19 protein-coding genes are annotated in these 20,067 nt (G+C 71.8%); 16 read left to right on the forward strand and 3 right to left on the reverse strand.

Annotated features, from left to right (window positions below; translation table 11 throughout):
- Positions 1–5: 5 nt before the first annotated feature.
- The 5 genes from QQX09_RS06285 to QQX09_RS06305 all read left to right on the forward strand — a co-directional run bounded on the left by QQX09_RS06285 (position 6) and on the right by QQX09_RS06305 (position 5,787).
- The gene (locus tag QQX09_RS06285) at positions 6–1,637 is read left to right on the forward strand and encodes a PH domain-containing protein (RefSeq protein ID WP_301132468.1); all 1,632 of its coding nucleotides are present in this window, start codon (positions 6–8) and stop codon (positions 1,635–1,637) included.
- Positions 1,630–2,559: a Rossmann-like and DUF2520 domain-containing protein gene (locus QQX09_RS06290; RefSeq protein WP_301132476.1), complete on the forward strand. Its 930-nt coding sequence runs from the start codon at positions 1,630–1,632 to the stop codon at positions 2,557–2,559. The genes QQX09_RS06285 and QQX09_RS06290 overlap by 8 nt, the downstream gene beginning before the upstream one ends.
- Entirely contained in the window at positions 2,559–3,431 is an 873-nt protein-coding gene (gene panC, locus QQX09_RS06295; protein WP_301132496.1) for a pantoate--beta-alanine ligase, read from the forward strand. The genes QQX09_RS06290 and panC overlap by 1 nt, the downstream gene beginning before the upstream one ends.
- Positions 3,432–3,464: 33 nt before the next feature.
- The gene (gene panD, locus QQX09_RS06300; protein ID WP_301132503.1) at positions 3,465–3,935 is read left to right on the forward strand and encodes an aspartate 1-decarboxylase; all 471 of its coding nucleotides are present in this window, start codon (positions 3,465–3,467) and stop codon (positions 3,933–3,935) included.
- A 157-nt stretch (positions 3,936–4,092) separates the two neighbouring features.
- On the forward strand, positions 4,093–5,787 hold the full coding sequence (locus tag QQX09_RS06305) for an L-aspartate oxidase (RefSeq protein WP_301132512.1): 1,695 nt from the start codon (positions 4,093–4,095) through the stop codon (positions 5,785–5,787).
- A 327-nt stretch (positions 5,788–6,114) separates the two neighbouring features.
- On the opposite strand, the gene QQX09_RS06310 is transcribed toward QQX09_RS06305, so the two are convergent.
- Positions 6,115–7,791, reverse strand: a complete 1,677-nt coding sequence (locus tag QQX09_RS06310; RefSeq protein ID WP_301132515.1) for an FAD-dependent oxidoreductase — start codon at positions 7,789–7,791, stop codon at positions 6,115–6,117.
- A gap of 172 nt (positions 7,792–7,963) precedes the next feature.
- Entirely contained in the window at positions 7,964–8,224 is a 261-nt protein-coding gene (locus QQX09_RS06315; RefSeq protein WP_082099639.1) for a metal-sensitive transcriptional regulator, read from the reverse strand.
- A gap of 314 nt (positions 8,225–8,538) precedes the next feature.
- Here QQX09_RS06315 and nadC point away from each other — a divergent pair, with 314 nt between their 5' ends.
- The 6 genes from nadC (at position 8,539) to QQX09_RS06345 (ending at position 13,869) form a co-directional block, all read left to right on the forward strand.
- Positions 8,539–9,462, forward strand: coding sequence for a carboxylating nicotinate-nucleotide diphosphorylase (gene nadC, locus QQX09_RS06320; protein WP_301132521.1), 924 nt, complete (start codon positions 8,539–8,541; stop codon positions 9,460–9,462).
- 219 nt (positions 9,463–9,681) lie between these two features.
- Positions 9,682–11,145 carry a lysine--tRNA ligase gene (gene lysS, locus QQX09_RS06325; protein ID WP_301132946.1) on the forward strand — a complete coding sequence of 488 codons (1,464 nt, stop codon included), beginning with the start codon at positions 9,682–9,684 and terminating at the stop codon, positions 11,143–11,145.
- 10 nt (positions 11,146–11,155) lie between these two features.
- The gene (locus tag QQX09_RS06330) at positions 11,156–11,413 is read left to right on the forward strand and encodes a hypothetical protein (protein ID WP_301132527.1); all 258 of its coding nucleotides are present in this window, start codon (positions 11,156–11,158) and stop codon (positions 11,411–11,413) included.
- A gap of 149 nt (positions 11,414–11,562) precedes the next feature.
- Complete coding sequence (locus QQX09_RS06335; RefSeq protein WP_301132530.1) at positions 11,563–11,886, forward strand: histone-like nucleoid-structuring protein Lsr2; 324 nt, start codon at positions 11,563–11,565, stop codon at positions 11,884–11,886.
- The gene (locus QQX09_RS06340; protein ID WP_301132531.1) at positions 11,883–12,950 is read left to right on the forward strand and encodes a lactonase family protein; all 1,068 of its coding nucleotides are present in this window, start codon (positions 11,883–11,885) and stop codon (positions 12,948–12,950) included. Before QQX09_RS06335 ends, QQX09_RS06340 begins: the two co-directional genes overlap by 4 nt.
- A 172-nt stretch (positions 12,951–13,122) precedes the next feature.
- Entirely contained in the window at positions 13,123–13,869 is a 747-nt protein-coding gene (locus tag QQX09_RS06345; protein WP_301132533.1) for a phosphoglyceromutase, read from the forward strand.
- Positions 13,870–13,984: 115 nt separating this feature from the next.
- On the opposite strand, the gene phoU is transcribed toward QQX09_RS06345, so the two are convergent.
- Positions 13,985–14,644 carry a phosphate signaling complex protein PhoU gene (gene phoU / locus QQX09_RS06350; protein WP_301132535.1) on the reverse strand — a complete coding sequence of 220 codons (660 nt, stop codon included), beginning with the start codon at positions 14,642–14,644 and terminating at the stop codon, positions 13,985–13,987.
- A 139-nt stretch (positions 14,645–14,783) separates the two neighbouring features.
- Between phoU and QQX09_RS06355 the strand changes: the two genes are divergently transcribed.
- From QQX09_RS06355 to pstA, 5 genes are all read left to right on the forward strand, one after another.
- Complete coding sequence (locus QQX09_RS06355; protein ID WP_301132537.1) at positions 14,784–15,896, forward strand: sensor histidine kinase; 1,113 nt, start codon at positions 14,784–14,786, stop codon at positions 15,894–15,896.
- Positions 15,893–16,588 (forward strand): response regulator, encoded by a 696-nt coding sequence (locus QQX09_RS06360; protein ID WP_301132544.1) that lies wholly within the window; start codon positions 15,893–15,895, stop codon positions 16,586–16,588. Before QQX09_RS06355 ends, QQX09_RS06360 begins: the two co-directional genes overlap by 4 nt.
- 287 nt (positions 16,589–16,875) lie before the next feature.
- The gene (gene pstS, locus QQX09_RS06365; protein WP_301132548.1) at positions 16,876–18,000 is read left to right on the forward strand and encodes a phosphate ABC transporter substrate-binding protein PstS; all 1,125 of its coding nucleotides are present in this window, start codon (positions 16,876–16,878) and stop codon (positions 17,998–18,000) included.
- A gap of 99 nt (positions 18,001–18,099) precedes the next feature.
- On the forward strand, positions 18,100–19,098 hold the full coding sequence (gene pstC, locus QQX09_RS06370; protein ID WP_301132550.1) for a phosphate ABC transporter permease subunit PstC: 999 nt from the start codon (positions 18,100–18,102) through the stop codon (positions 19,096–19,098).
- A complete protein-coding gene (pstA, locus tag QQX09_RS06375; protein WP_301132553.1) occupies positions 19,098–20,060 on the forward strand; it encodes a phosphate ABC transporter permease PstA in 963 nt (320 codons plus the stop codon). The genes pstC and pstA overlap by 1 nt, the downstream gene beginning before the upstream one ends.
- The last annotated feature ends 7 nt before the right edge of the window (positions 20,061–20,067 follow it).

Here is a 20,067-nt window from a genome sequence, read left to right on the forward strand (position 1 = left end):
CCACCATGAACGACACGACCGGCTACGTCTACCACGCACCACGCGAGTGGACCCGCCTCCACCCGGTCTCGCCCCTGCTGGGCGGCTGGGTGTTCCTCGGCCTCATCCTCGCGTACTGGATCCACAACCAGCTGCCCGCGTGGGTCGACGGCGGCGACGACAACTCGCTCGCCTTCTTCGACCAGTTCCCGTTCCTGTGGCTGGTCCTCGCGGCCCTCCTCGCCTTCGCCGCCACCATCGGCATCTCGTTCTGGCAGTGGCGCCGCACCGAGTACCGGATCGGCGACGACGCGGTCTACCTCCGCCAGGGCATCGTCACCCGCCAGCAGCGCCAGGCCCGCCTCGACCGCCTCCAGGCCGTCGACGTGGTGCAGCCGCTGCTCGCGCGCCTCTTCGGCTTCGCGGCCATCAACGTGCAGGTCGCGGGCGGCCAGAAGTCCGGTGTCGAGCTCAAGTTCCTCCGCCTCGGCGATGCCGAGGCCCTCCGCAACGAGATCCTCGCCCTCGCCGCCGGCGTCAAGGAGGAGAAGGCGACGGGGGACGATGCGGCGGGCACCACCGCGCCCACCGCCGCCCCCGACGCGACCACCGCCGACACCACCGCATCGTCCGGAATCCGCGGCCACCTCGCCGCACGCGCCGGCGCGCTCTCCAACCCCGAGGCGGTCCTGTCCGGCACCGAGCGGGTCCGCACCGCCGTCGCCGCCGCCGAGGAGCGCGAGGTCTACACGCTCCCGCTCAAGCGACTGCTGCTGTCGATCGTGCTGTCGGGCGCCACGTTCTTCCTGCTCACGCTCCCGTTCGTGGGGCTCATCGCGTTCTTCGTCTTCCGGGTCGACGTCGTGGCGGCGGTCGGCGCGGCCATCGGCACCAGCCTCGTCGCGATCGTGACGGCGCTCGCCGGTCTGCTCGGCTTCTTCTGGACGCGCCTCAACGGCGGCTTCGGCTTCACCGCCGGCATCTCCGCGGACGGGCTGCGCCTGCGCCACGGCCTCACCGAGACCCGCCGGCAGACCGTCCCGCCGGGCCGCGTCCAGGCGATCCGCCTCTACCAGCCCTTCCTCTGGCGCGGCCAGGACTGGTGGCGCATCACCATCAACGTCGCAGGCTACGGCGAGGACCAGGAGTCCGTCTCCGTCCTCCACCCGGTCGCGACGCGCGAGGAGGCCATCCGCGCGGTGTGGCTGGTCCTGCCGGACCTCGGCGACCCCGACCCGTACGGCACCCTCGGCCACGCGCTCCACGGCCACGGCGCCGACGGCGGCTTCACCGCCAGCCCCGAGGCCGCCCGCCGCGTCGACCCCTTGCAGTGGCGCTTCCGCGGCGTCCGCGCCACCGACCGCGCGCTGCTCATCCGCCGCGGCCGCTGGGAGCGCGAGCTCTTCGTCGTGCCGCACGAGCGCACCCAGTCCCTCGGCCTCACCCAGGGCCCGATCCGCCGCGCGCTCGGCCTCGCGAACGTCGTCGTGCACTCCACGCAGGGCCCCGTCACCCCGGTCGCGGCGCACCTCGCGGTGGACGATGCGATCGAGCTGCTCGACGCGCAGGCCGCCCGGGCGCGCGAGGGCCGCCGCCGGCAGACCCCCGAGCAGTGGATGAGCGCCGTCGGCCTCGAGACGGGAGCCTCCGATGAGTGACGTCCGCGGGCACGCGGTCAACGGCAACACGCGCCGGCCGGGCCGGCTGCGCATCGGCGTGGTCGGCGCGGGCAAGGTGGGCGCGGTCCTCGCGGCCGCGCTGCGCGAGGCCGGCCACGACATCGTCGCCGCGTCGGGCGTCTCCGACGCGACCCTCGCGCGCATCGAGGCGATGCTTCCCGGCGTCCCCATCGCCGACCCCGACGAGGTGGTCCGCGCCGCCGAGCTCGTCCTGCTCACCGTGCCGGACGATGCGATCGGCCCCGTCGCGGCCGGCCTCGCCAAGGTCGAGGCCTGGCGGCCCGGGCAGCTCGTCGTGCACACGTCCGGCAGGCACGGGATCGACGTGCTGTCCGAGCACGCGACCCCCGGCATCGTGCCCCTCGCGATCCACCCCGCGATGACCTTCACCGGCACCTCGCTCGACCGCGCGCGGCTGCACGACACGGTCTTCGCCGTCACCGCGCCGCCCGGGATGCTGCCCATCGCGCAGGCGCTCGTGGTGGAGATGGGCGGCGAGCCCGTCGTCATCGAGGAGTGGGACCGGCCGCTCTACCACGCGGCCCTCGTGCACGGCGCGAACCACGTGGTCACCGCGGTCGCGCAGGCCAGCCAGGTGCTGTCGCGCATCGGCATCGAGGAGCCCGCGCGGGTGCTCGGGCCGCTCATCCACGCGTCCGTCGACGGCGCGCTGCGGGACGCCCCGGGCGCCGTGTCGACCCTCACCGGGCCGGTCGTGCGCGGCGACGCGGGCACGGTCGCCGCCCACATCCGCGCCCTCGATGGGCAGCCGGAGGCCCTGTTCGCGTATCGTGCCATGGCGCGCGCGACGGCCGACCTGGCTCTCAGCGGCGGCCGCATCGGCCCCGCCCAGTACGCCGACCTCATCGCGACGCTCGGAACGGAAGGGATGGGGGACTGATGCGCATCGTCCACACCGCGAACGAGCTGCGCGGGACGACCACCCGGCCCGCCCGGCGCTCGGGCGACCGCCCCAGCCGCGCCGTCGTCATGACGATGGGCGCGCTCCACGAGGGCCACCTCGCGCTCGTGCGCGCCGCGCGCGAGGCCGCCGACGAGGTCGTCGTCTCCATCTTCGTCAACCCCCTCCAGTTCGAGGACCCCGACGACCTCGACACCTATCCCCGCACCCTCGACGAGGACTGCGCGCTGCTCGAGCCGCTCGGCGTCGACGTGGTCTTCGCGCCCTCGGTCGACGAGGTCTACCCGACCGGCCTGCCCGTGGTGACCGTCAACGCGGGGCGGATCGGCGAGGTCTTCGAGGGCGCGCATCGTCCCGGCCACCTCGACGGCGTGCTCACCGTCGTGTGCAAGCTGCTCCACCTCACGCAGCCGGACCTCGCGTTCTTCGGGCAGAAGGACGCGCAGCAGCTCATCGCGGTGCGGACCATGGTGCGCGACCTCGCGATGGGCGTCGACATCGTCGCCGTGCCCACGGTGCGCGACGTCGACGGCCTCGCGCTGTCCTCGCGCAACGTCTTCCTCTCCGGCGAGGAGCGCGCGCGGGCACTCATCCTCTCCGAGGCCGTCATGGCGGCCGATGCGGCGGCCCGGACCGGCGCCGACCTCGACGAGGCGCTCGCGGCCGGCAACGCCGCGCTCGCCCGCGAGCCCGAGGTGGAGGTCGAGTACCTCGCGGCGCTCGACCCCGTGTCCGCCGAGGGCCTCGAGGGGGACTACCGTGGAGAGGCAGTGATCGCCGTGGCCGCCCGCGTGGGCGAGACCCGGCTCATCGACAACGTGGTGACGCGGATCGGGCGCCCGCTGGGCTAGGCGGGCGGGTCCGCGGCCGCGGAAGGAACCCTCATGACCTCGCTCCAGCGCCCGATGATGATCTCCAAGATCCATCGCGCGACCGTCACCCAGGCGGACCTGCACTACGTCGGCTCCGTCACCATCGACGTCGACCTCATGGAGGCGGCGGACCTGCTGCCGGGCCAGCAGGTCGACATCGTCGACGTCACCAACGGCGCGCGCCTCACCACCTACGCGATCCCCGGCGAGAGCGGCTCGGGCGTGCTATGCATCAACGGCGCCGCCGCGCACCTGGTCCACGAGGGCGACATCGTCATCATCATCGGCTACGGCATGCTCGCCGACGCCGAGGCCCGGACCTTCGAGCCGCACGTCGTGTTCGTCGACGGGTCCAACCGCGTGGTCGAGCTCTCCGACGAGCCGGGTCTGGTCCCGGACTCCGCGGTCGGGTTGGAGCCGTCGGGCCTGCCGGTCCACGAGTTCCACTCCCAGGGCTGGGACGCCTACCACCCCGCGCGCTGAGCACCCTGCGTTCACCTCTCCACGCCACCGGGGCACTCCTCCACCAGAAAGCGCCTCGAACGCACGGAAAAGGCGCCGAATCGGCGCGTTCGGTGCCTCGTCGCGTGGAGGGGTGCATGGATCCGGGCCGGGACTATGCGCCGGTAACCTGACGTTCATGACCGCCTTCGTGCGCAGCCTCGCCGCGCCCCCGCCCGGCTGGACCATCGAGACCGACGTCATCGTGGTCGGCTCGGGCATCGCCGGCCTCACCACGGCGCTGGACCTGCGCGAGCGCGTCGACCGGGTGCTCGTGGTGACGAAGGGCGAGCTCTCGTCGGGCTCGACCGTGTGGGCGCAGGGCGGCATCGCGGCCGCGCTCGACCCCGAGGACACCCCCGAGGAGCACCTCGAGGACACCCTCGTCGCGGGCGTCGGCCTGTGCTCCGAGGAGGCCGTGCGCGTCCTCGTCACCGAGGGTCCGCACTCGGTCCGCAAGCTCCTGCGCCGCGGCGCGCAGTTCGACACCGGCCCCGACGGCGGCCTCACGCTCACCCGCGAGGGCGGCCACCACCGCGACCGCATCGTCCACGCCGGCGGCGACGCCACGGGCGCCGAGATCTCCCGTGCCCTCATCGAGCAGCTCGAGGCCGTCCGCAACGACCCGGGCATCGAGGTCATCGAGCACGCCATGGTGGTCGACCTCCTCACCGCCGCACCCGACGCAGACGGACGCCCCGGCCCCGTCTGCGGCGCGACCATCCACATCATCGGCGAGGGCTCGCGCGACGGCGTCGGCGCCGCGCTCGCGAAGGCCGTCGTCATGGCGACCGGCGGCATCGGCCAGGTGTTCCGCTCCTCGACGAATCCCGCATCGTCCACCGGCGACGGCCTCGCCGTGGGCCTGCGCGCGGGCGCCGCGGTCGCCGACGTCGAGTACGTCCAGTTCCACCCGACCGTCCTGTGGCAGGGCGCCAACGCTCGCGGCCAGCTGCCGCTGATCTCCGAGGCGGTCCGCGGCGAGGGCGCGTACCTGCTCAACGGCGCGGGCGAGCGCTTCATGGTGGGCACGCACCCGATGGCCGAGCTCGCGCCGCGCGACGTGGTGAGCCGTACCATCGTCGAGCAGATGCGCGAGGAGGAGTCCGACTCCGTCTTCCTCGACTGCCGCCACCTCGAGCGCGACTTCCTCAAGCGCCGCTTCCCGTCGATCTGGGCGTCGCTCAAGGAGCACGGCCTCGACATGGCGCACGACCTCATCCCAGTCGCGCCCGCCCAGCACTTCCACTCCGGCGGCATCCTCACCGACCTCCACGGCCGCTCCACCCAGCGCGGCCTCTACGCGATCGGCGAGGCGGCCTGCACCGGCGTTCACGGGGCCAACCGCCTCGCCTCGAACTCGCTGCTCGAGGGCCTCGTCTTCGCGCGCCGCGCCGCGCGCGACGCCGCCGCCATGGTCGCGGACGGCGTGCTCGAGCAGCTCGAGCCCGTCGAGCGCTCCGGCGAGTCGGCGCTCGTCCCGGCGACGATGCGCCCCCGCGTCCAGGCGATCGCGCACGAGGGCGCCGGCCCGGTCCGCGACGGCGACGGCCTGGACGATGCGGTGGCACGGCTCGATCGCATCCGCGCCCGCTTCCATACGGAGCCGGCGGCCGAGGTCGTCCCTCAGACCGCGGAGTGGGAGACGACGAACATCGTCGCCGCGGCGTCGGTGCTGTGCCAGGCGGCGCTGCTGCGCGAGGAGTCGCGCGGTGGGCACCAGCGCGCGGACTTCCCGGACACGGACCCGGAGTGGGCGGTGCGCCTGGCCGCGCGGCTCGACCCGGACGGCGAGATCGACTTCATGAAGGCGCCGCTCGACCTGGTGGAGTAGGCGCCGCCCACCCCGACCGGCCCCACGCCCGCCTCGCTGCGGGGAACTAAGCGACGGTTCTGGAAGGTTTGTCACTCCTACGGGGAACTGAGCGACGCCTCCGCGCCCGCAAGGCGTCCGAGGGCAGGTGTGGGTGCGCGATGCTCCCGCTATTCATGCATGTTGCGACACCCGTGCCGCCGCCTCGAGGTTCACGGCGCCCGGCGCCCGGCGCCCGGTGCTCGCCGCGGCCCCGCCGCCGTCGATGTCCGCTTCTGCATAAATAGCGAGAGGACGACGAAACCCCCCGCCTCCGACGGGGAGGCGAGGGGCTTCGAGGGTGGGAGATCAGGCGGGCTGGAACGCGCCCGTCGCGAGCTCGAGGCCCGGGACCGCGTCGACGAGCGTGAACATGCCGCCGTCGAGCGTAGCCGAGTCGAGGCCGTGCTGCGCCAGCACGCGGTGCGCGTAGTACGAGCGCACGCCCGAGGCGCACAGCACGCGGACCGGGCGACCGGCCGCGATCTGCTTGACGCCCTCGATGTACTCGCGGATGTGGGTGTGCGGGAGGTTGACCGCCTCGGGCAGGTGGCCCATGGCGTACTCGCGCTCCGACCGGACGTCGAGGATCAGGGCGTTGTCCCGAGCCCAGTCGAGTTCGCCCACCGTCCACACCTTGGTGGTCCCGTTCACCACGTTCTGGGCGAGGAAGCCCAGCATGTTGACGGGGTCCTTGGCCGAGCCGAACGGGGGTGCATATGCGAGCTCGAGCTCAGCGATGTCGTCGGCAGAGAAGCCCGCCCGCAGCGCCGTCGCGAGCACGTCGATGCGCTTGTCGGCGCCGTCCGGTCCCACGGCCTGGGCGCCGAGGAGCTTGCCCTCGGGCGAGAACACGCCCATGAGGTGCAGCACCTGGGAGCCGGGGTAGTAGCCGGCGTGGTTCGCGGGGTGCGTGTGGACCACGAAGTACTCGATGCCCGCCTGGTCGAGCATGCGGGGCGAGGCGCCCGTTGTCGCGGCGGTGAGGCCGAACGTGCGGACGATCGCGGTGCCGAGCACCGGCTGCGCCTTGTCGGAACGGCCCATGATCGAGTCCGCGGCGCGGCGGCCCTGACGGTTGGCCGGACCCGCGAGCGGGACCGGGCCCACCTGGCCGGTCACGCCGTGGCGGACGGCGATCGCGTCGCCGGCGGCCCAGATGTGGGCGTCGGAGGTCTGCTGGAACTCGTCGACCACGATCGCGCCGCGGTCGGTGAGCTCGAGGCCCGCCTCTCCGGCGAGCGCGGTGTTGGGGCGCACGCCCACGGACATCACGACGATGTCGGCGGGCACCTCGGTGCCGTCGCCGAGCGTCACGGTGACCGCCGCATCGTCCCCGCCCGCGCGGATGCCGGTCGCGGCGACTCCGGCGCGGACGTCGACGCCGTGCGAGGTGAGCTCCTTCTCGACGAGCGCGCTCATCTCGGGCGCGAGCGGCGGGAGCACCTGCGGGGCGAGCTCGACGAGCGTCACCTCGAGGCCGCGGTGGCGGAAGGCCTCGGCGGTCTCGAGGCCGATGAAGCCGGCGCCCATGACGACCGCGCGCTTGGCGTTCGCGGTGCGGCCGGCGAGCTCGCGCGCCTCGTCGACGGTGCGGAGGTGGGTGACCTCGGGGAGGTCGACGCCGGGGATCGGCGGCACGATCGCGTCGGCGCCGGGGGAGAGCACGAGCGCGTCGTACTCGAAGGTCTCGGTGCCCTCGGGCGTCGCGACCAGCACGGTCTGCGCGTCGCGGTCGATCCCGATGACCTCGTGCTCGATGCGCACGTCGAGGTCGAGCTCGGCCTTGAGGGACTCGGGGGAGTGGAGCAGCAGGTAGGAGTCCTGCTCGATCTCGCCGCCCACGTGGTACGGGAGCCCGCAGTTCGCGAAGGACACGTATCGGCCCTTCTCGAACACGATGATCTCCGCGTGCTCGTCGAGCCTGCGGGCGCGGGCTGCGGCGCTCATGCCGCCGGCGACACCGCCGATCACCAGGATTCGCATGTGAGGTCCTTCCATCAGGGTCCATCTAGGAGAGTGCGACCACCGTAACAGATACCCCCCGGGGGTATATTCCGACCAAGGTCCCTGGACTGCGAAGCCCCTGGTCCGGCCGGGAAAAGCGAAGCGCGCCCCACTCCCGGACGGGAGCAAGGCGCGCTTCGGCGACGCCGGCTCAGGCCAGCGACATGAACATCTTCTGGAGGCGCTCCTTGGCGTCCGCGGCGTCCTCGCCGGCGTTGACGCACTGCTCGAGACCGGTCGCGATCATCGAGAAGCCGGCGCGGTCGATCGCCTTGGAGACCGCGGCGAGCTGGGTGACGACGTCGGCGCACTCGCGGCCGTCCTCGATCATCTTCAGCACACCCGCGAGCTGGCCGTGCGCACGGCGCAGGCGCTTGACCACGGGGTCCATGTCCTCGGGGCTCAGGTGAATCTCGGCCATCGCGTCCTCCTCGGGGCTTGCGGGCGACAGGGTCACAGGATACCCCGTGGGGGTATATGTCGGCCAGGCCTCCCGTCCCGGAGCGATCCGTGGCCGCGGCGCCGAGCCGAGAGACGCCCTACCGCTTCTCGCCGTTCGCGAGCCGGTCGGCGTCGCGCAGCCCGTCGCGCACGGCGGCGCGCACCACCCAGTAGAGGACGTAGAACCCGACGGCGGTCACGACGAGGGCGAGCATGGAGGGAGTCTGCCAGGGTGGACGCCGCCGCGGTAGACCCGCGGCAACCCGCGCGTGCCACGATTGCCCCATGACCTCCACGCCGCATCCCGAGGAGCTGCCGCAGGACGCGCCGCTCGACGCCGACGCCCTCGCGCGCATGGTCCGCACCGCGCTCGACGAGGACCTCGGCGCCGCCCCCGGCCGCGACGTCACCACCCAGTCCACGATCCCGGCCTCCGCACGTGTCAGCGGCGTCGTCGCCACGCGCGAGGAGTGCGTCCTCGCCGGTGTCGACGCGATCGGGGAGACGATGCGTCAGGTCGCCGAGCGCCTCGGCCTCCCGGCCCCGACGGTCGCCGTGGAGGCCGCGGACGGCGACCTGCTCGCGCCCGGCGCCGTGATCGCGCGCCTCGAGGGCCCCGGCCACGTGGTCCTCATCGCCGAGCGCACCCTCCTCAACCTCATGTCCCGCGCCTCGGGAGTCGCGACCCACACGCGCCGCTGGGCCGACGCGCTCGCGGGCACCCCCGCCAAGGTCCTCGACACGCGCAAGACCACGCCGGGCCTGCGCGCGCTCGAGAAGTACGCGGTCCGCATGGGCGGCGGCGTCAACAAGCGGATGGGGCTCTTCGACTGCGCGATGGTGAAGGACAACCACATCGTCGCGGCCGGCTCGGTGGTGGCGGCGATCGCCCGCATCGGCGAGCACTTCCCCGACGTCCCCGTCCAGGTGGAGGTCGAGGACGCCGCCCAGGGGGCCGAGGCGATCGCGGCCGGCGCCCGGTTCCTCATGCTCGACAACATGCCCCCGGCGACGATGCGCGCGCTGGTGGAGCAGGTCCGTGCCGGCGAGCAGGGGCTGGGCGGCACCGGCAAGGTGTGGCTCGAGGCGACCGGCGGGTTGACCCTGGCGAACGTGCGCGACGTGGCCGAGACGGGCGTCGACTTCATGTCGGTCGGCGCGCTCACGCACTCGAGCCCGATCGTCGACCTGGGCCTCGACCTGAGCTAGCCCCGAGCACCTATCCACGCACGTGAGGCACTGCTCCACGCGGAGGGCGTGCGACGAGGCCGCTCAGCCCTGATCTCGGTGCCTTCGGGGCCGATTCGGCGGAGGGTGCGTGGAGAGGTGCTCGGGCGGGGCGGGTCCCGCGGCACGCCACGTAGAATCTTCCCCGTGACTGAGCAGACCGCGCCCGCCCCCGAGACCACGGACGACGTCCCCGAGCAGATGCGCGTGCGCCGCGAGAAGCGCGACCGCCTCATCGCGGACGGCGGCGAGGCCTACCCGGCCACCGTCGACAAGACGCACGAGATCGCCGACGTCAAGGCGTCCTACGCGGGCCTCGAGGACGGCGAGGAGACGCAGGACGTGGTCGGCGTCGCCGGCCGCGTGGTGTTCATCCGCAACACCGGCAAGCTCTGCTTCGCGTCGATCCAGGACGGCGCCGGCGAGCGCCTCCAGATCATGCTGTCGCTCGCCGAGGTGGGCGAGGAGTCGCTCGCGGCCTTCAAGAGCACCGTCGACCTGGGCGACCACCTCTTCGCCAAGGGCCGTGCCATCAAGTCGCGCCGCGGCGAGGTGTCCGTCTTCGCCTCCGAGTGGGCCGTCGCCGCCAAGGCGCTCCGCCCGCTGCCGACGCTGCACAAGGACCTCGCCGAGGACACCCGCGTGCGCCAGCGCTACGTCGACCTCATCGCCCGCCCGCTCGCGCGCGAGACCGTCCGCAACCGCGCCAAGCTCAACCGCAGCCTCCGCGAGAGCCTCGACAACCGCGGCTACATCGAGGTCGAGACCCCGATGCTCCAGACGCAGCCCGGCGGCGCCGCCGCGCGCCCGTTCGTCACGCACATGAACGCGTACGACATCGACCTCTACATGCGCATCGCGCCCGAGCTGTTCCTCAAGCGCGCGGCCGTGGGCGGCATCGAGAAGGTCTTCGAGATCAACCGCAACTTCCGCAACGAGGGCGCGGACAGCTCGCACAGCCCCGAGTTCTCCATGCTCGAGGCCTACGAGGCGTACGGCACCTACGACACGATGGCCGAGCTCACCAAGAGCCTCGTCCAGGGCGCCGCCGACGACATCTTCGGCACCCAGGTCGTCACCCTCGCGGACGGCTCGGACTACGACCTCTCGGGCGACTGGACCGAGATCACCATGTACGGCTCGCTCTCCGACGCCCTCGGCGAGGAGATCACCCCCGAGACGCCGCTCGCGCACCTCGAGGCGCTGTGCGACCGCTTCGAGATCTCGGTCGACCCCAAGCGCGTCAACCACGGCAAGCTGGTCGAGGAGCTGTGGGAGCACCACGTCGGCGACTCGCTCTACCTGCCCACCTTCGTCCGCGACTTCCCGGTCGAGACCAGCCCGCTCACGCGCGACCACCGCACCAAGGCCGGCATCGTCGAGAAGTGGGACCTCTACATCCGCGGCTTCGAGCTCGCGACCGCCTACTCCGAGCTGGTCGACCCCGTCATCCAGCGCGAGCGCTTCGAGCAGCAGGCCCGCATGGCCGCGCAGGGCGACGACGAGGCGATGCAGCTCGACGAGGACTTCCTCACCGCCATGGAGTACGCGATGCCCCCGAGCGGCGGCATGGGCATGGGCATCGACCGCCTGCTCATGGCGCTCACCGGCCTCGGCATCCGCGAGACCATCCTCTTCCCGCTCGTCAAGCCCACCGAGGACTGAGGGGACCGGGATGGAGACCTGGCAGGCCGTCGCGATCGGCATCATCCCGTCGATCGGGGTGGGCCTGATCTTCTGGTTCGCGATGCGCGCGGTCATCCGCGCCGACCGAAATGAGCGCGCCGCTCTCGCTAAGGCCGACGCCGAGGAGGCGGCCCGCGAGGCCGCGTCCACGTCCGGCCCGGCGGGCGCGCCCGAGCAGCCCGCTACCAGCGGCGATGCGGGGGACGATGCGGCGGCCGGCTCGGGGGAGCAGCGCCAGGAGGCGTAAAGGGTGGTGATTATCGGCGCGCGGCAAACATCAACCGCCGATTTCCACCCCTAAACGCAGGCCGCGTTTTCCATAAACGCCACGGAAGGAATTGACGCGCGCTTCTCCGGAATGCGAATATCGCGGTACCTCCCGTGAAAGGAAATGCTGTGGCGCAGAAGGTTCAGGTCGTCCTGGTCGACGACATCGACGGTTCCACCGCCTCGGAGACCGTCTCGTTCTCCCTCGACGGCTCGTCCTACGAGGTCGACCTCAACGAGCAGAACGCCTCCGCGCTGCGCGACGCCCTCGCGCCGTGGATCTCCGCGGGCCGCCGCACGGCCTCGCGCAAGGCGACCGCCCGCAAGTCGGCGCGCTCGTCCGGCGGCGACGCCGCCGCGATCCGCGCGTGGGCCAAGGCCAACGGCGTCGAGGTCCCGGAGCGAGGCCGCATCCCGGCCAAGGTCCGTGAGGCCTACGACGCCGCACAGTGACGCTCCTCTGGGGCACCTACCCGGCGGCCGGTCTCGGCACCCCGGCCGGGCTGGGCGAGGGGATCTGGCGGTCCACGCGACCGGATGACCCCGCCGCGGAGCAGGTCATCGACCTGCCCGCACCGTCCTTCCTGGTCGCGCACCCGCGCCTCCCGCTCGTGTACGCGGCCTGCGAGCTGCCCGCGAGCGAGGTCGTGGTCCTCGACGTGCGCCGCCCGGCCGCGCCGCGCATCGTCGCGCGCCTCGCGACCGGCGGCGCCGACGCCTGCCACCTCCTCCTCGCGCCCGACTCGCGCACGCTCTACGTCAGCCACTACTCGAGCGGCGACCTCGCGGTCGTCCCGCTCGGGGAGGACGGCGTTCCCGTGGACGATGCGCCGGCCCAGCTGCTCGGCCACTCCGGCTCGGGTCCGAACGCCGAGCGCCAGGAAGGGCCGCACGCGCACTCCTCGCTGATCGCGCCCGGCGGCCGGCACGTGCTCGTCGTCGACCTCGGCACCGACGAGCTGCGCCGCTACCGCATCCTCGACGGCGGCCTGCTCGAGCCCGACGGCATCGCCGCGACGCTCCCGCCCGGCGCCGGCCCCCGGCACGCCGCGGTCCGGGGACACCTCCTCTATGTCACGTGCGAGCTCGACCACCGGCTCCGCACGCTCCGCTGGGACGACGCATCGTCCACCGCGACCGTCATCGCCGAGACGCCCTCGACCCTCGCGCCGCCCCGCAGCGCCGAGCTGCAGGACGCCCACGTCGCGCTCGTGCCCGGCCACGGCGGCGACGTGCTGCTCGCGAGCGTGCGCGGCGCGGACGTCATCGCGGTCTTCGACGTGGCCCCCGAGGGCGAGCTCACCTACCGCGGCGCGTTCGACGCGGGTTACTGGCCGCGGCACTTCGCGGCCGTCGGCGACCGGCTGCTCGTGGGGGAGGAGCGCGGCCACCGCGTGCGGTCCTTCGCGCTCGCCGACGTGATCGGCATGCCGCCGGAGGGCGGCATCGGCGACGTCGCAGAGCTGCCCTACGCGGCGGGCGAGGTCGTGAGCCCGGCCTGCATTACTGAGATTTGACCACCGGTGACCTCTCCACGCAACCGAGTCGCTCCTCCACCGAGATGGGCGATGTGAAGGCCCACATCGGGAATCCCGGGGCGGTATCGCGCCGCGCGCGTGGAGGGGTCAACGGCGGGGAGGTGGGACGTTGGCCACGCGCCGGACGCGAGGTCCGCACTAGGCTGACCGCATGACCTACACACTGATCCTGCTCCGCCACGGCGAGAGCGAGTGGAACGAGAAGAACCTGTTCACCGGCTGGGTCGACGTCCCCCTCAACGAGAAGGGCTGGGGCGAGGCCAAGCGCGGCGGCGAGCTGCTCAAGGAGGAGGGCATCCTCCCCGACGTGCTCCACACGTCGCTCCTGCGCCGCGCGATCATGACGGCGAACCTCGCGCTCGACGCCGCGGACCGCCACTGGATCCCGGTCAAGCGCAACTGGCGCCTCAACGAGCGCCACTACGGCGACCTCCAGGGCAAGAACAAGGCCGAGACCCTCGAGCAGTTCGGCGAGGAGAAGTTCATGATCTGGCGCCGTTCGTACGACGTGCCGCCGCCGGAGATCAGCGCCGACAACCCGTGGACCCAGGAGGGCGACCCGCGCTACGCCGGCGAGCCGATCCCCACGACCGAGTGCCTCAAGGACGTCCTCGAGCGCGCCCTCCCGTACTGGGAGGAGGCCGTGGTCCCGGACCTCAAGGCCGGCAAGACCGTCATGGTCGCGGCGCACGGCAACTCGCTGCGCGCGATCGTCAAGCACCTCGACGACGTCGCGGACGACGCGATCGTGGGCGTCAACATCCCCACCGGCATCCCGCTCGTCTACCACCTCGACGAGGAGACCCTGAAGCCCACCAACCCGGGCGGCACCTACCTCGACCCGGAGGCCGCCGCGGCCGCCATCCAGGCCGTCGCCAACCAGGGCAAGAAGAAGTAGCAGGGAGGACGATGCGCGGGGCGCTGCCCGTCTCAGGCCCGGCCCGCGCATCGTCCCCCTGAACGACGAAGCCCCCGACCGAACGGTCGGGGGCTTCGCTGTCGGTCCTGTCGGCTCAGATCTTGGCGTCGGAGCCCGAGTGGTCGCCGGTGACGAGGTAGACGATGCGGCGGGAGATGCCCACCGCGTGGTCGCCGAACCGCTCGAAGTAGCGCGCGAGCAGCGCGACGTCGAGCGTGTTCTGCGGCGAGCCCGTGTAGGTGCCGTCGGTGAGGCTCTTGTAGGCACGCTCGTGGAGCGCGTCGAGCGTGTCGTCGTCCTCGACGATCGCGGCGGCGACGTTGAGGTCGCGCGTCTCGAGCAGGCGGATGATCTCGCCGGCGGCCTCGGTGGCGGCGGCGCACATCCCCTCGATGATCTCGCGGTGCGAGTCCGGGACCGGCGACTCGGGGTACGAGCGGCGCACGTCCTTCGCGATGTGCGCGGCCAGGTCGCCCATGCGCTCGAGCGCGGCGGAGATGCGCAGCGCGGAGATGATGGTGCGGAGGTCCAGGCCCACCGGCTGCTGCTGAGCGATGAGCAGCACGCAGCGCTCGTCGACCTGCGTCTCGAGGTCGTCGAGCTGCTCGTCCTCGGCGATGACCTGCTGGGCCGCGTCGAGGTTGCCGGTGAGGATCGCCTCGGACGCCTTGGTGATCGCCGTCTCGACGTGGCGCGCCATCCCGACGAGGTCCTCGGCAAGGTCCGCCATCTCGGCGTTGAACAGGGTGCGCATGACTCTCCTTGATCTGTAGCGCTCCTAGTCTGGCACCGGAGCCAGGCGCGACGCACTTTCGCCCCACCCACCAGGGTGAACAATCGGTGGCGGTCCTGAACATTGGGTGAACTCGGAGCCCCATGGATACTGTGGCGCCATGAGTCCGGAGGTGTGGGTCGCGCTGGCGCTGGGGCTGGTCCTCGGGGCCGGCGCCACCGCCGTCGCCGGGTACTTCCGCCGCCGCGAGGTGCTGCAGGAGACCACCCTCGTCCCGCATCGGACGCGCCAGCTCATGGCGGCGCTGCAGGCGGGTGCCGTGGTGATCCGCCGCGACCGGCGCAGCGCGTTCAGCAACCAGGCGGCCACCGCGCTCGGCGTCTCGCGACCCGACGGCGCGCTCAACACCGAGCTCGCGGACCTCGCCGAGGAGGCGTGGCGCCGCGAGGAGACGATCGAGTCGGAGATCGCCGTCCAGCGCGGCGTCCTCCACACCCCGCGCTTCGTCCACGCCCGCGTCACCCCCATCGACGACGAGCTGTGCCTCGCGCTCGTGAACGACAACACCGAGTCCCGCGCCGCCGAGCAGTCGCGCCGGGAGTTCGCGGTCAACGTCTCGCACGAGCTCAAGACGCCCATCGGCGCGCTCAGCCTCCTCGCGGAGACCATCGAGGAGGCGTACGAGGACCCCGAGGTGGTGCGCAAGTTCGCCAAGAAGATGCGCAAGGAGGCCCGCCGCCTCACCAAGCTCATCCAGGAGATCATCGAGATCACGCGCCTCCAGTCCGGCGGCTCGGTGGTCGACCAGGAGCTGCTCCACCTCGACGGCGTGGTCCACGAGGCGGTCGAGGCGGCCAAGGTCGCCGCCGACGCCAAGGAGATCCGCCTGGTCACCGACCTCAAGGCGCGTCCCGACGTCTACGGCGACCGCGACCTGCTCGTCATGGCGCTGCGCAACCTCGTCGACAACGCCGTCCAGTACTCGGACGCCGGGACGCCGGTGACGATCTCGCTCGACGCGCGCGACGGCATCGCCTCGGTCTCGGTGATCGACCGCGGCATCGGCATCGGGGACAAGGACCAGGAGCGCATCTTCGAGCGGTTCTACCGCGCAGACCCCGCCCGTGCCCGCGACACCGGCGGCACGGGCCTGGGCCTCAGCATCGTCAAGCACATCGCCCTGCAGCACTCGGGATCGGTCGCCGTCTGGTCCGAGCCCGGCGTGGGGTCCACCTTCACCTTCAAGCTGGCCGTACATCAGGAGGCATCATGACCGAGGCGCGGATCCTCGTCGTCGAGGACGAGGAGTCGTATCGCGACTCCCTGCAGTTCCTGCTCGAGCGGGAGGGGTTCGCCGTCGACCTCGCCGCCTCGGGCACCGCGGGGCTCGACGCGTTCACGCGCGACGGCGCGGACCTCATCCTGCTCGACCTCATGCTGCCCGGCATGTCCGGCCCCGAGGTGTTCAAGGCGGTGCGCGAGCGCTCCGACGTGCCGATCATCATGGTGACCGCGAAGGACGACCAGGTCGACAAGATCATCGGCCTCGAGCTCGGCGCCGACGACTACGTCACCAAGCCCTACTCGGGCCGCGAGCTCGTCGCCCGCATCCGCGGGGTCCTCCGCCGCTACGCCGGCGGGCAGCGCGACATCGTCGACGAGCCCGAGCGGCTCACCATCGCGGGCCTCACCCTCGACCCCGAGCGCCTGCAGCTGACCCGCGGCGGCGAGACGCAATCGCTGCCGCCCAAGGAGTTCGCGCTCCTGCACCTGCTCGCGCAGAACGCCGGCCGCGTGCTCCCGCGCCAGGTCATCATCGACCGCGTGTGGGGCTCCGACTACTTCGGCGACACCAAGACCCTCGACGTCCACATCAAGCGCATCCGCAGCCGAGTCGAGACGGACCCGTCGGAGCCGTCGCTCATCCAGACGGTCCGCGGGGTCGGGTACTCGTTCGAGGCCTGACCCCCCCGGGTGCTCCTCCACGCGGGTGAGGCGCTGCTCCACACGAGCGCCCCGTTGTGAACGGGCACATGGCCCGCGGAGGGACGATGCGGGGGAGCCGGCGTGGAGAGGCAACCGGGGGGCCCTGGCCACCTGCGCATCGTCACGTTTCGATAACGGGGGCGCCGGGTTCACCGGATGTTCACCCCCAGTTCAGAATCCCTCGTGCGGACCGTTACCTGGTCTGCCTACCGTGATGGTCATCCGGCAAGCAGCCGGCCCCTGTGATCAAACGTGAGGAATTCGAAGTGAAGGCTTTCACCCGTAGCGGAGTCGTCCTGACCGCCGCCGCTCTCTCGCTGTCGCTCGCCGCCTGCACCGCGTCGAACGAGGCGCCCGCCGGCGACTCGTCGGCCGAGTCGACCGATGCCGCGATGACCGAGCTCTCGGGCAACCTCCAGGGCGCCGGCGCCTCGTCGCAGGAGTCCGCCATGGACGCGTGGCGCGCCGGCTTCCAGTCCGCCAACGCCGACGTCACCGTCGGCTACGACCCGGTCGGCTCGGGCGGCGGCATCGAGCAGTTCCTCGCCGGCGCCGTGCCGTTCGCCGGCTCGGACGGCCTCCTCGACGAGTCGGAGTACGCGACCGCGGTCGAGCGCTGCTCGGGCGACGGTGGCGCGTACCACCTCCCGATGTACATCTCGCCCGTCGCCGTGATCTTCAACCTCGAGGGTGTCGACTCGATCAACCTCGACGCCGAGACCATCGCGAACATCTTCGACGGCAAGATCACCACCTGGGACGACGAGGCCATCGCGTCGCAGAACGCGGGCGTCGAGCTCCCGTCGACCAACATCACCGTGGTCTACCGCTCGGACTCGTCCGGCACCTCGGACAACTTCACCGACTACCTCGAGCAGGCGTCGAACGGCGCCTGGCCGTACGAGGCCACCAAGGAGTTCGCGACCGCCGCCGACCAGTCGGTCGGTGCGGACGGCACCTCCGCCGTGGTCGACACCGTGAGCACGACCGACGGCGCGATCGGCTACGCCGACGCCTCGCGTGCGGCCTCGCTCGGCACCGTCGCCCTCAAGGTCGGCGAGGAGTACGTGCCCTACTCGGCCGAGGCCGCCGCCGCGATCATCGCCGCGTCGCCGCTGTCGGAGTCCGCCAACGGTGAGAACGACCTCGCGTACGCGATCGACCGCACCACGACCGACTCGTCGGCGTACCCGCTCACCCTCGTCTCGTACCACATCGTCTGCTCGCAGTACGAGGACGAGACCGAGCGTGCGCTCGTGACCGCGTTCGAGAAGTACGTCGCGTCGGAGGAGGGCCAGGCCGCCGCCGCCGAGGCCGCCGGCTCGGCCCCGCTGCCCGCGGACCTCTCGGCCCAGGTCACCGCGATCCTCGACGAGATCGCGGCGGCCTGACGCGCCTCGTAGGACAGTGAAGGTGGTGGGCCCGCCCTCGACGGGTGGGCCCACCACCTTGCCCATTACGATGGGTGCGCAACCAAGGGAGACCCGCGCGTGACCACCACACAGCAGTCGCCAGAGACTGAACCCGCGGCCGACTACGGCACCCACCCCGGCGCCGCGGCCAACCGCTTCTTCAAGTGGCTGTCGACCGGCGCCGGCCTTCTCATCCTCACCACCCTCGCCGCCGTCGCGACCTTCCTTCTCGTCGAGGCCTGGCCCGCGATCTCGATGTCGGCCGCCGAGCTCGGCGAGAAGGTCTCCTTCATCAAGCCGGAGAACGGCCAGAGCCTGCTCGAGATCGTCGGCTTCCTGGTCTACGGCACGGTGCTGATCTCGGTGATCGCGCTGCTGCTGGCCACGCCGGTCTCCATCGGCATCGCGCTCTTCATCTCGCACTTCGCCCCGCGCCGCCTCGCGCAGGGCCTGGGCTACCTCATCGACCTGCTCGCCGCCGTGCCGTCCGTGGTGTACGGCCTCTGGGGCGTCGCGGTGCTGGTGCCCTTCCTCCAGCCGTTCTACCAGTGGCTCGCCGACTACTTCGGGTGGATCCCGATCTTCGCGCCGCCGCAGTCCGGCGAGGTCTTCACGGGCCGCGTGGCCCTCTCCGCGGGCATCGTGCTCGCGATCATGATCATCCCGATCATCTCCGCGGTCTCCCGCGAGGTCTTCCTCCAGACGCCCAAGCTGCACGAGGAGGCCGCGCTCGCCATGGGCGCCACCCGCTGGGAGATGATCCGCATGGCGGTCTTCCCGTTCGGCCGCTCCGGCATGATCGGCGCGACCATGCTGGGCCTCGGCCGCGCGCTCGGCGAGACGATGGCCGTGCTGATGATCATCAGCCCCGGGCTCACGTTCTCGGCGCACATCCTCCAGCCCAACCAGCACAACACCATCGCCGCGTACATCGCGCTGCAGTTCCCCGAGGCCAACGCGCTCGGCGTGAACTCGCTCATCGCGATGGGCCTCGCGCTGTTCGTGATCACCCTGCTCGTCAACATGCTCGCGCGCTGGGTCGTGTCCCGCCGCAGCGAGTTCTCGGGAGCCAACTGATGTCGACCACCACCACGCTGTCGCCCCTCGGCGGTCTCTCGCGGTCGCGCCGGCTGAAGAACGCCGGCATGACCGGCATCATCTACGTCGCGTTCGCGCTCGCCGTCATCCCGCTGATCTGGCTCGCGGTGACCGTGATCGTCAACGGCATCGACATCTTCTTCATCTCGAACGCCGACGGCCTCGACGCGGGCTTCAACCTCGAGTTCCTCCAGCAGAGCATGCGCGGCGTGTTCGGCTCCGAGGCGCCCTACGGCGGCATCCTGCACGCGATCTGGGGCACCGTCCTCATGACGATCGCGGCGACCGTCATCTCCGTGCCGATCGGCCTGCTCACCTCCATCTACCTGGTGGAGTACGGCACGGGTGCGCTCAAGCGCGCGATCACCTTCTTCGTCGACGTGATGACGGGCATCCCGTCCATCGTCGCCGGTCTGTTCGCCTACTCGCTGTTCGCGATCATCATGGGGCCGGGCACCAAGCTCGGCATCGTCGGCGCGGTCGCGCTCTCGGTCCTCATGATCCCGGTCGTGGTGCGCTCGTCCGAGGAGATGCTGCGCCTCGTGCCGAACGAGCTGCGCGAGGCCTCCTACGCGCTGGGCGTGCCCAAGTGGCTCACGGTCATCAAGGTCGTGGTCCGCACCGCGATCGCCGGCATCACCACGGGCGTCACCCTCGCGATCGCCCGCGTCATCGGCGAGACCGCGCCGCTGCTCGTCGCGGTGGGCGTGACCGACTCGATGAACTTCAACCTCTTCGACGGCCGCATGATGTCGCTGCCGGTGTTCATCATCTCCGAGTACGAGAAGGGTGTCCTGCCCTGCAACACCGCCACCTGCATCGGTGAGATCACGCAGTACCGCGCCTGGGGCGCCGCGCTGGTGCTCATCCTCATCGTCATGGCGCTGAACCTCATCGCGCGCCTCATCGCCCGCTACTTCTCCCCCAAGACCGGCCGCTAGCCAGAAC

Source organism: Demequina litoralis, assembly GCF_030418455.1.
GTDB lineage: Bacteria > Actinomycetota > Actinomycetes > Actinomycetales > Demequinaceae > Demequina > Demequina litoralis.

Coding starts and splice junctions, on each gene's coding strand:
- QQX09_RS06285 (WP_301132468.1), top strand. CDS start 6: ATGAACGACACGACCGGCTACGTCTACCACGCACCACGCGAGTGGACC.
- QQX09_RS06290 (WP_301132476.1), top strand. CDS start 1,630: ATGAGTGACGTCCGCGGGCACGCGGTCAACGGCAACACGCGCCGGCCG.
- panC (WP_301132496.1), top strand. CDS start 2,559: ATGCGCATCGTCCACACCGCGAACGAGCTGCGCGGGACGACCACCCGG.
- panD (WP_301132503.1), top strand. CDS start 3,465: ATGACCTCGCTCCAGCGCCCGATGATGATCTCCAAGATCCATCGCGCG.
- QQX09_RS06305 (WP_301132512.1), top strand. CDS start 4,093: ATGACCGCCTTCGTGCGCAGCCTCGCCGCGCCCCCGCCCGGCTGGACC.
- QQX09_RS06310 (WP_301132515.1), bottom strand. CDS start 7,791: ATGCGAATCCTGGTGATCGGCGGTGTCGCCGGCGGCATGAGCGCCGCA.
- nadC (WP_301132521.1), top strand. CDS start 8,539: ATGACCTCCACGCCGCATCCCGAGGAGCTGCCGCAGGACGCGCCGCTC.
- lysS (WP_301132946.1), top strand. CDS start 9,682: ATGCGCGTGCGCCGCGAGAAGCGCGACCGCCTCATCGCGGACGGCGGC.
- QQX09_RS06330 (WP_301132527.1), top strand. CDS start 11,156: ATGGAGACCTGGCAGGCCGTCGCGATCGGCATCATCCCGTCGATCGGG.
- QQX09_RS06345 (WP_301132533.1), top strand. CDS start 13,123: ATGACCTACACACTGATCCTGCTCCGCCACGGCGAGAGCGAGTGGAAC.
- phoU (WP_301132535.1), bottom strand. CDS start 14,644: ATGCGCACCCTGTTCAACGCCGAGATGGCGGACCTTGCCGAGGACCTC.
- QQX09_RS06355 (WP_301132537.1), top strand. CDS start 14,784: ATGAGTCCGGAGGTGTGGGTCGCGCTGGCGCTGGGGCTGGTCCTCGGG.
- QQX09_RS06360 (WP_301132544.1), top strand. CDS start 15,893: ATGACCGAGGCGCGGATCCTCGTCGTCGAGGACGAGGAGTCGTATCGC.
- pstA (WP_301132553.1), top strand. CDS start 19,098: ATGTCGACCACCACCACGCTGTCGCCCCTCGGCGGTCTCTCGCGGTCG.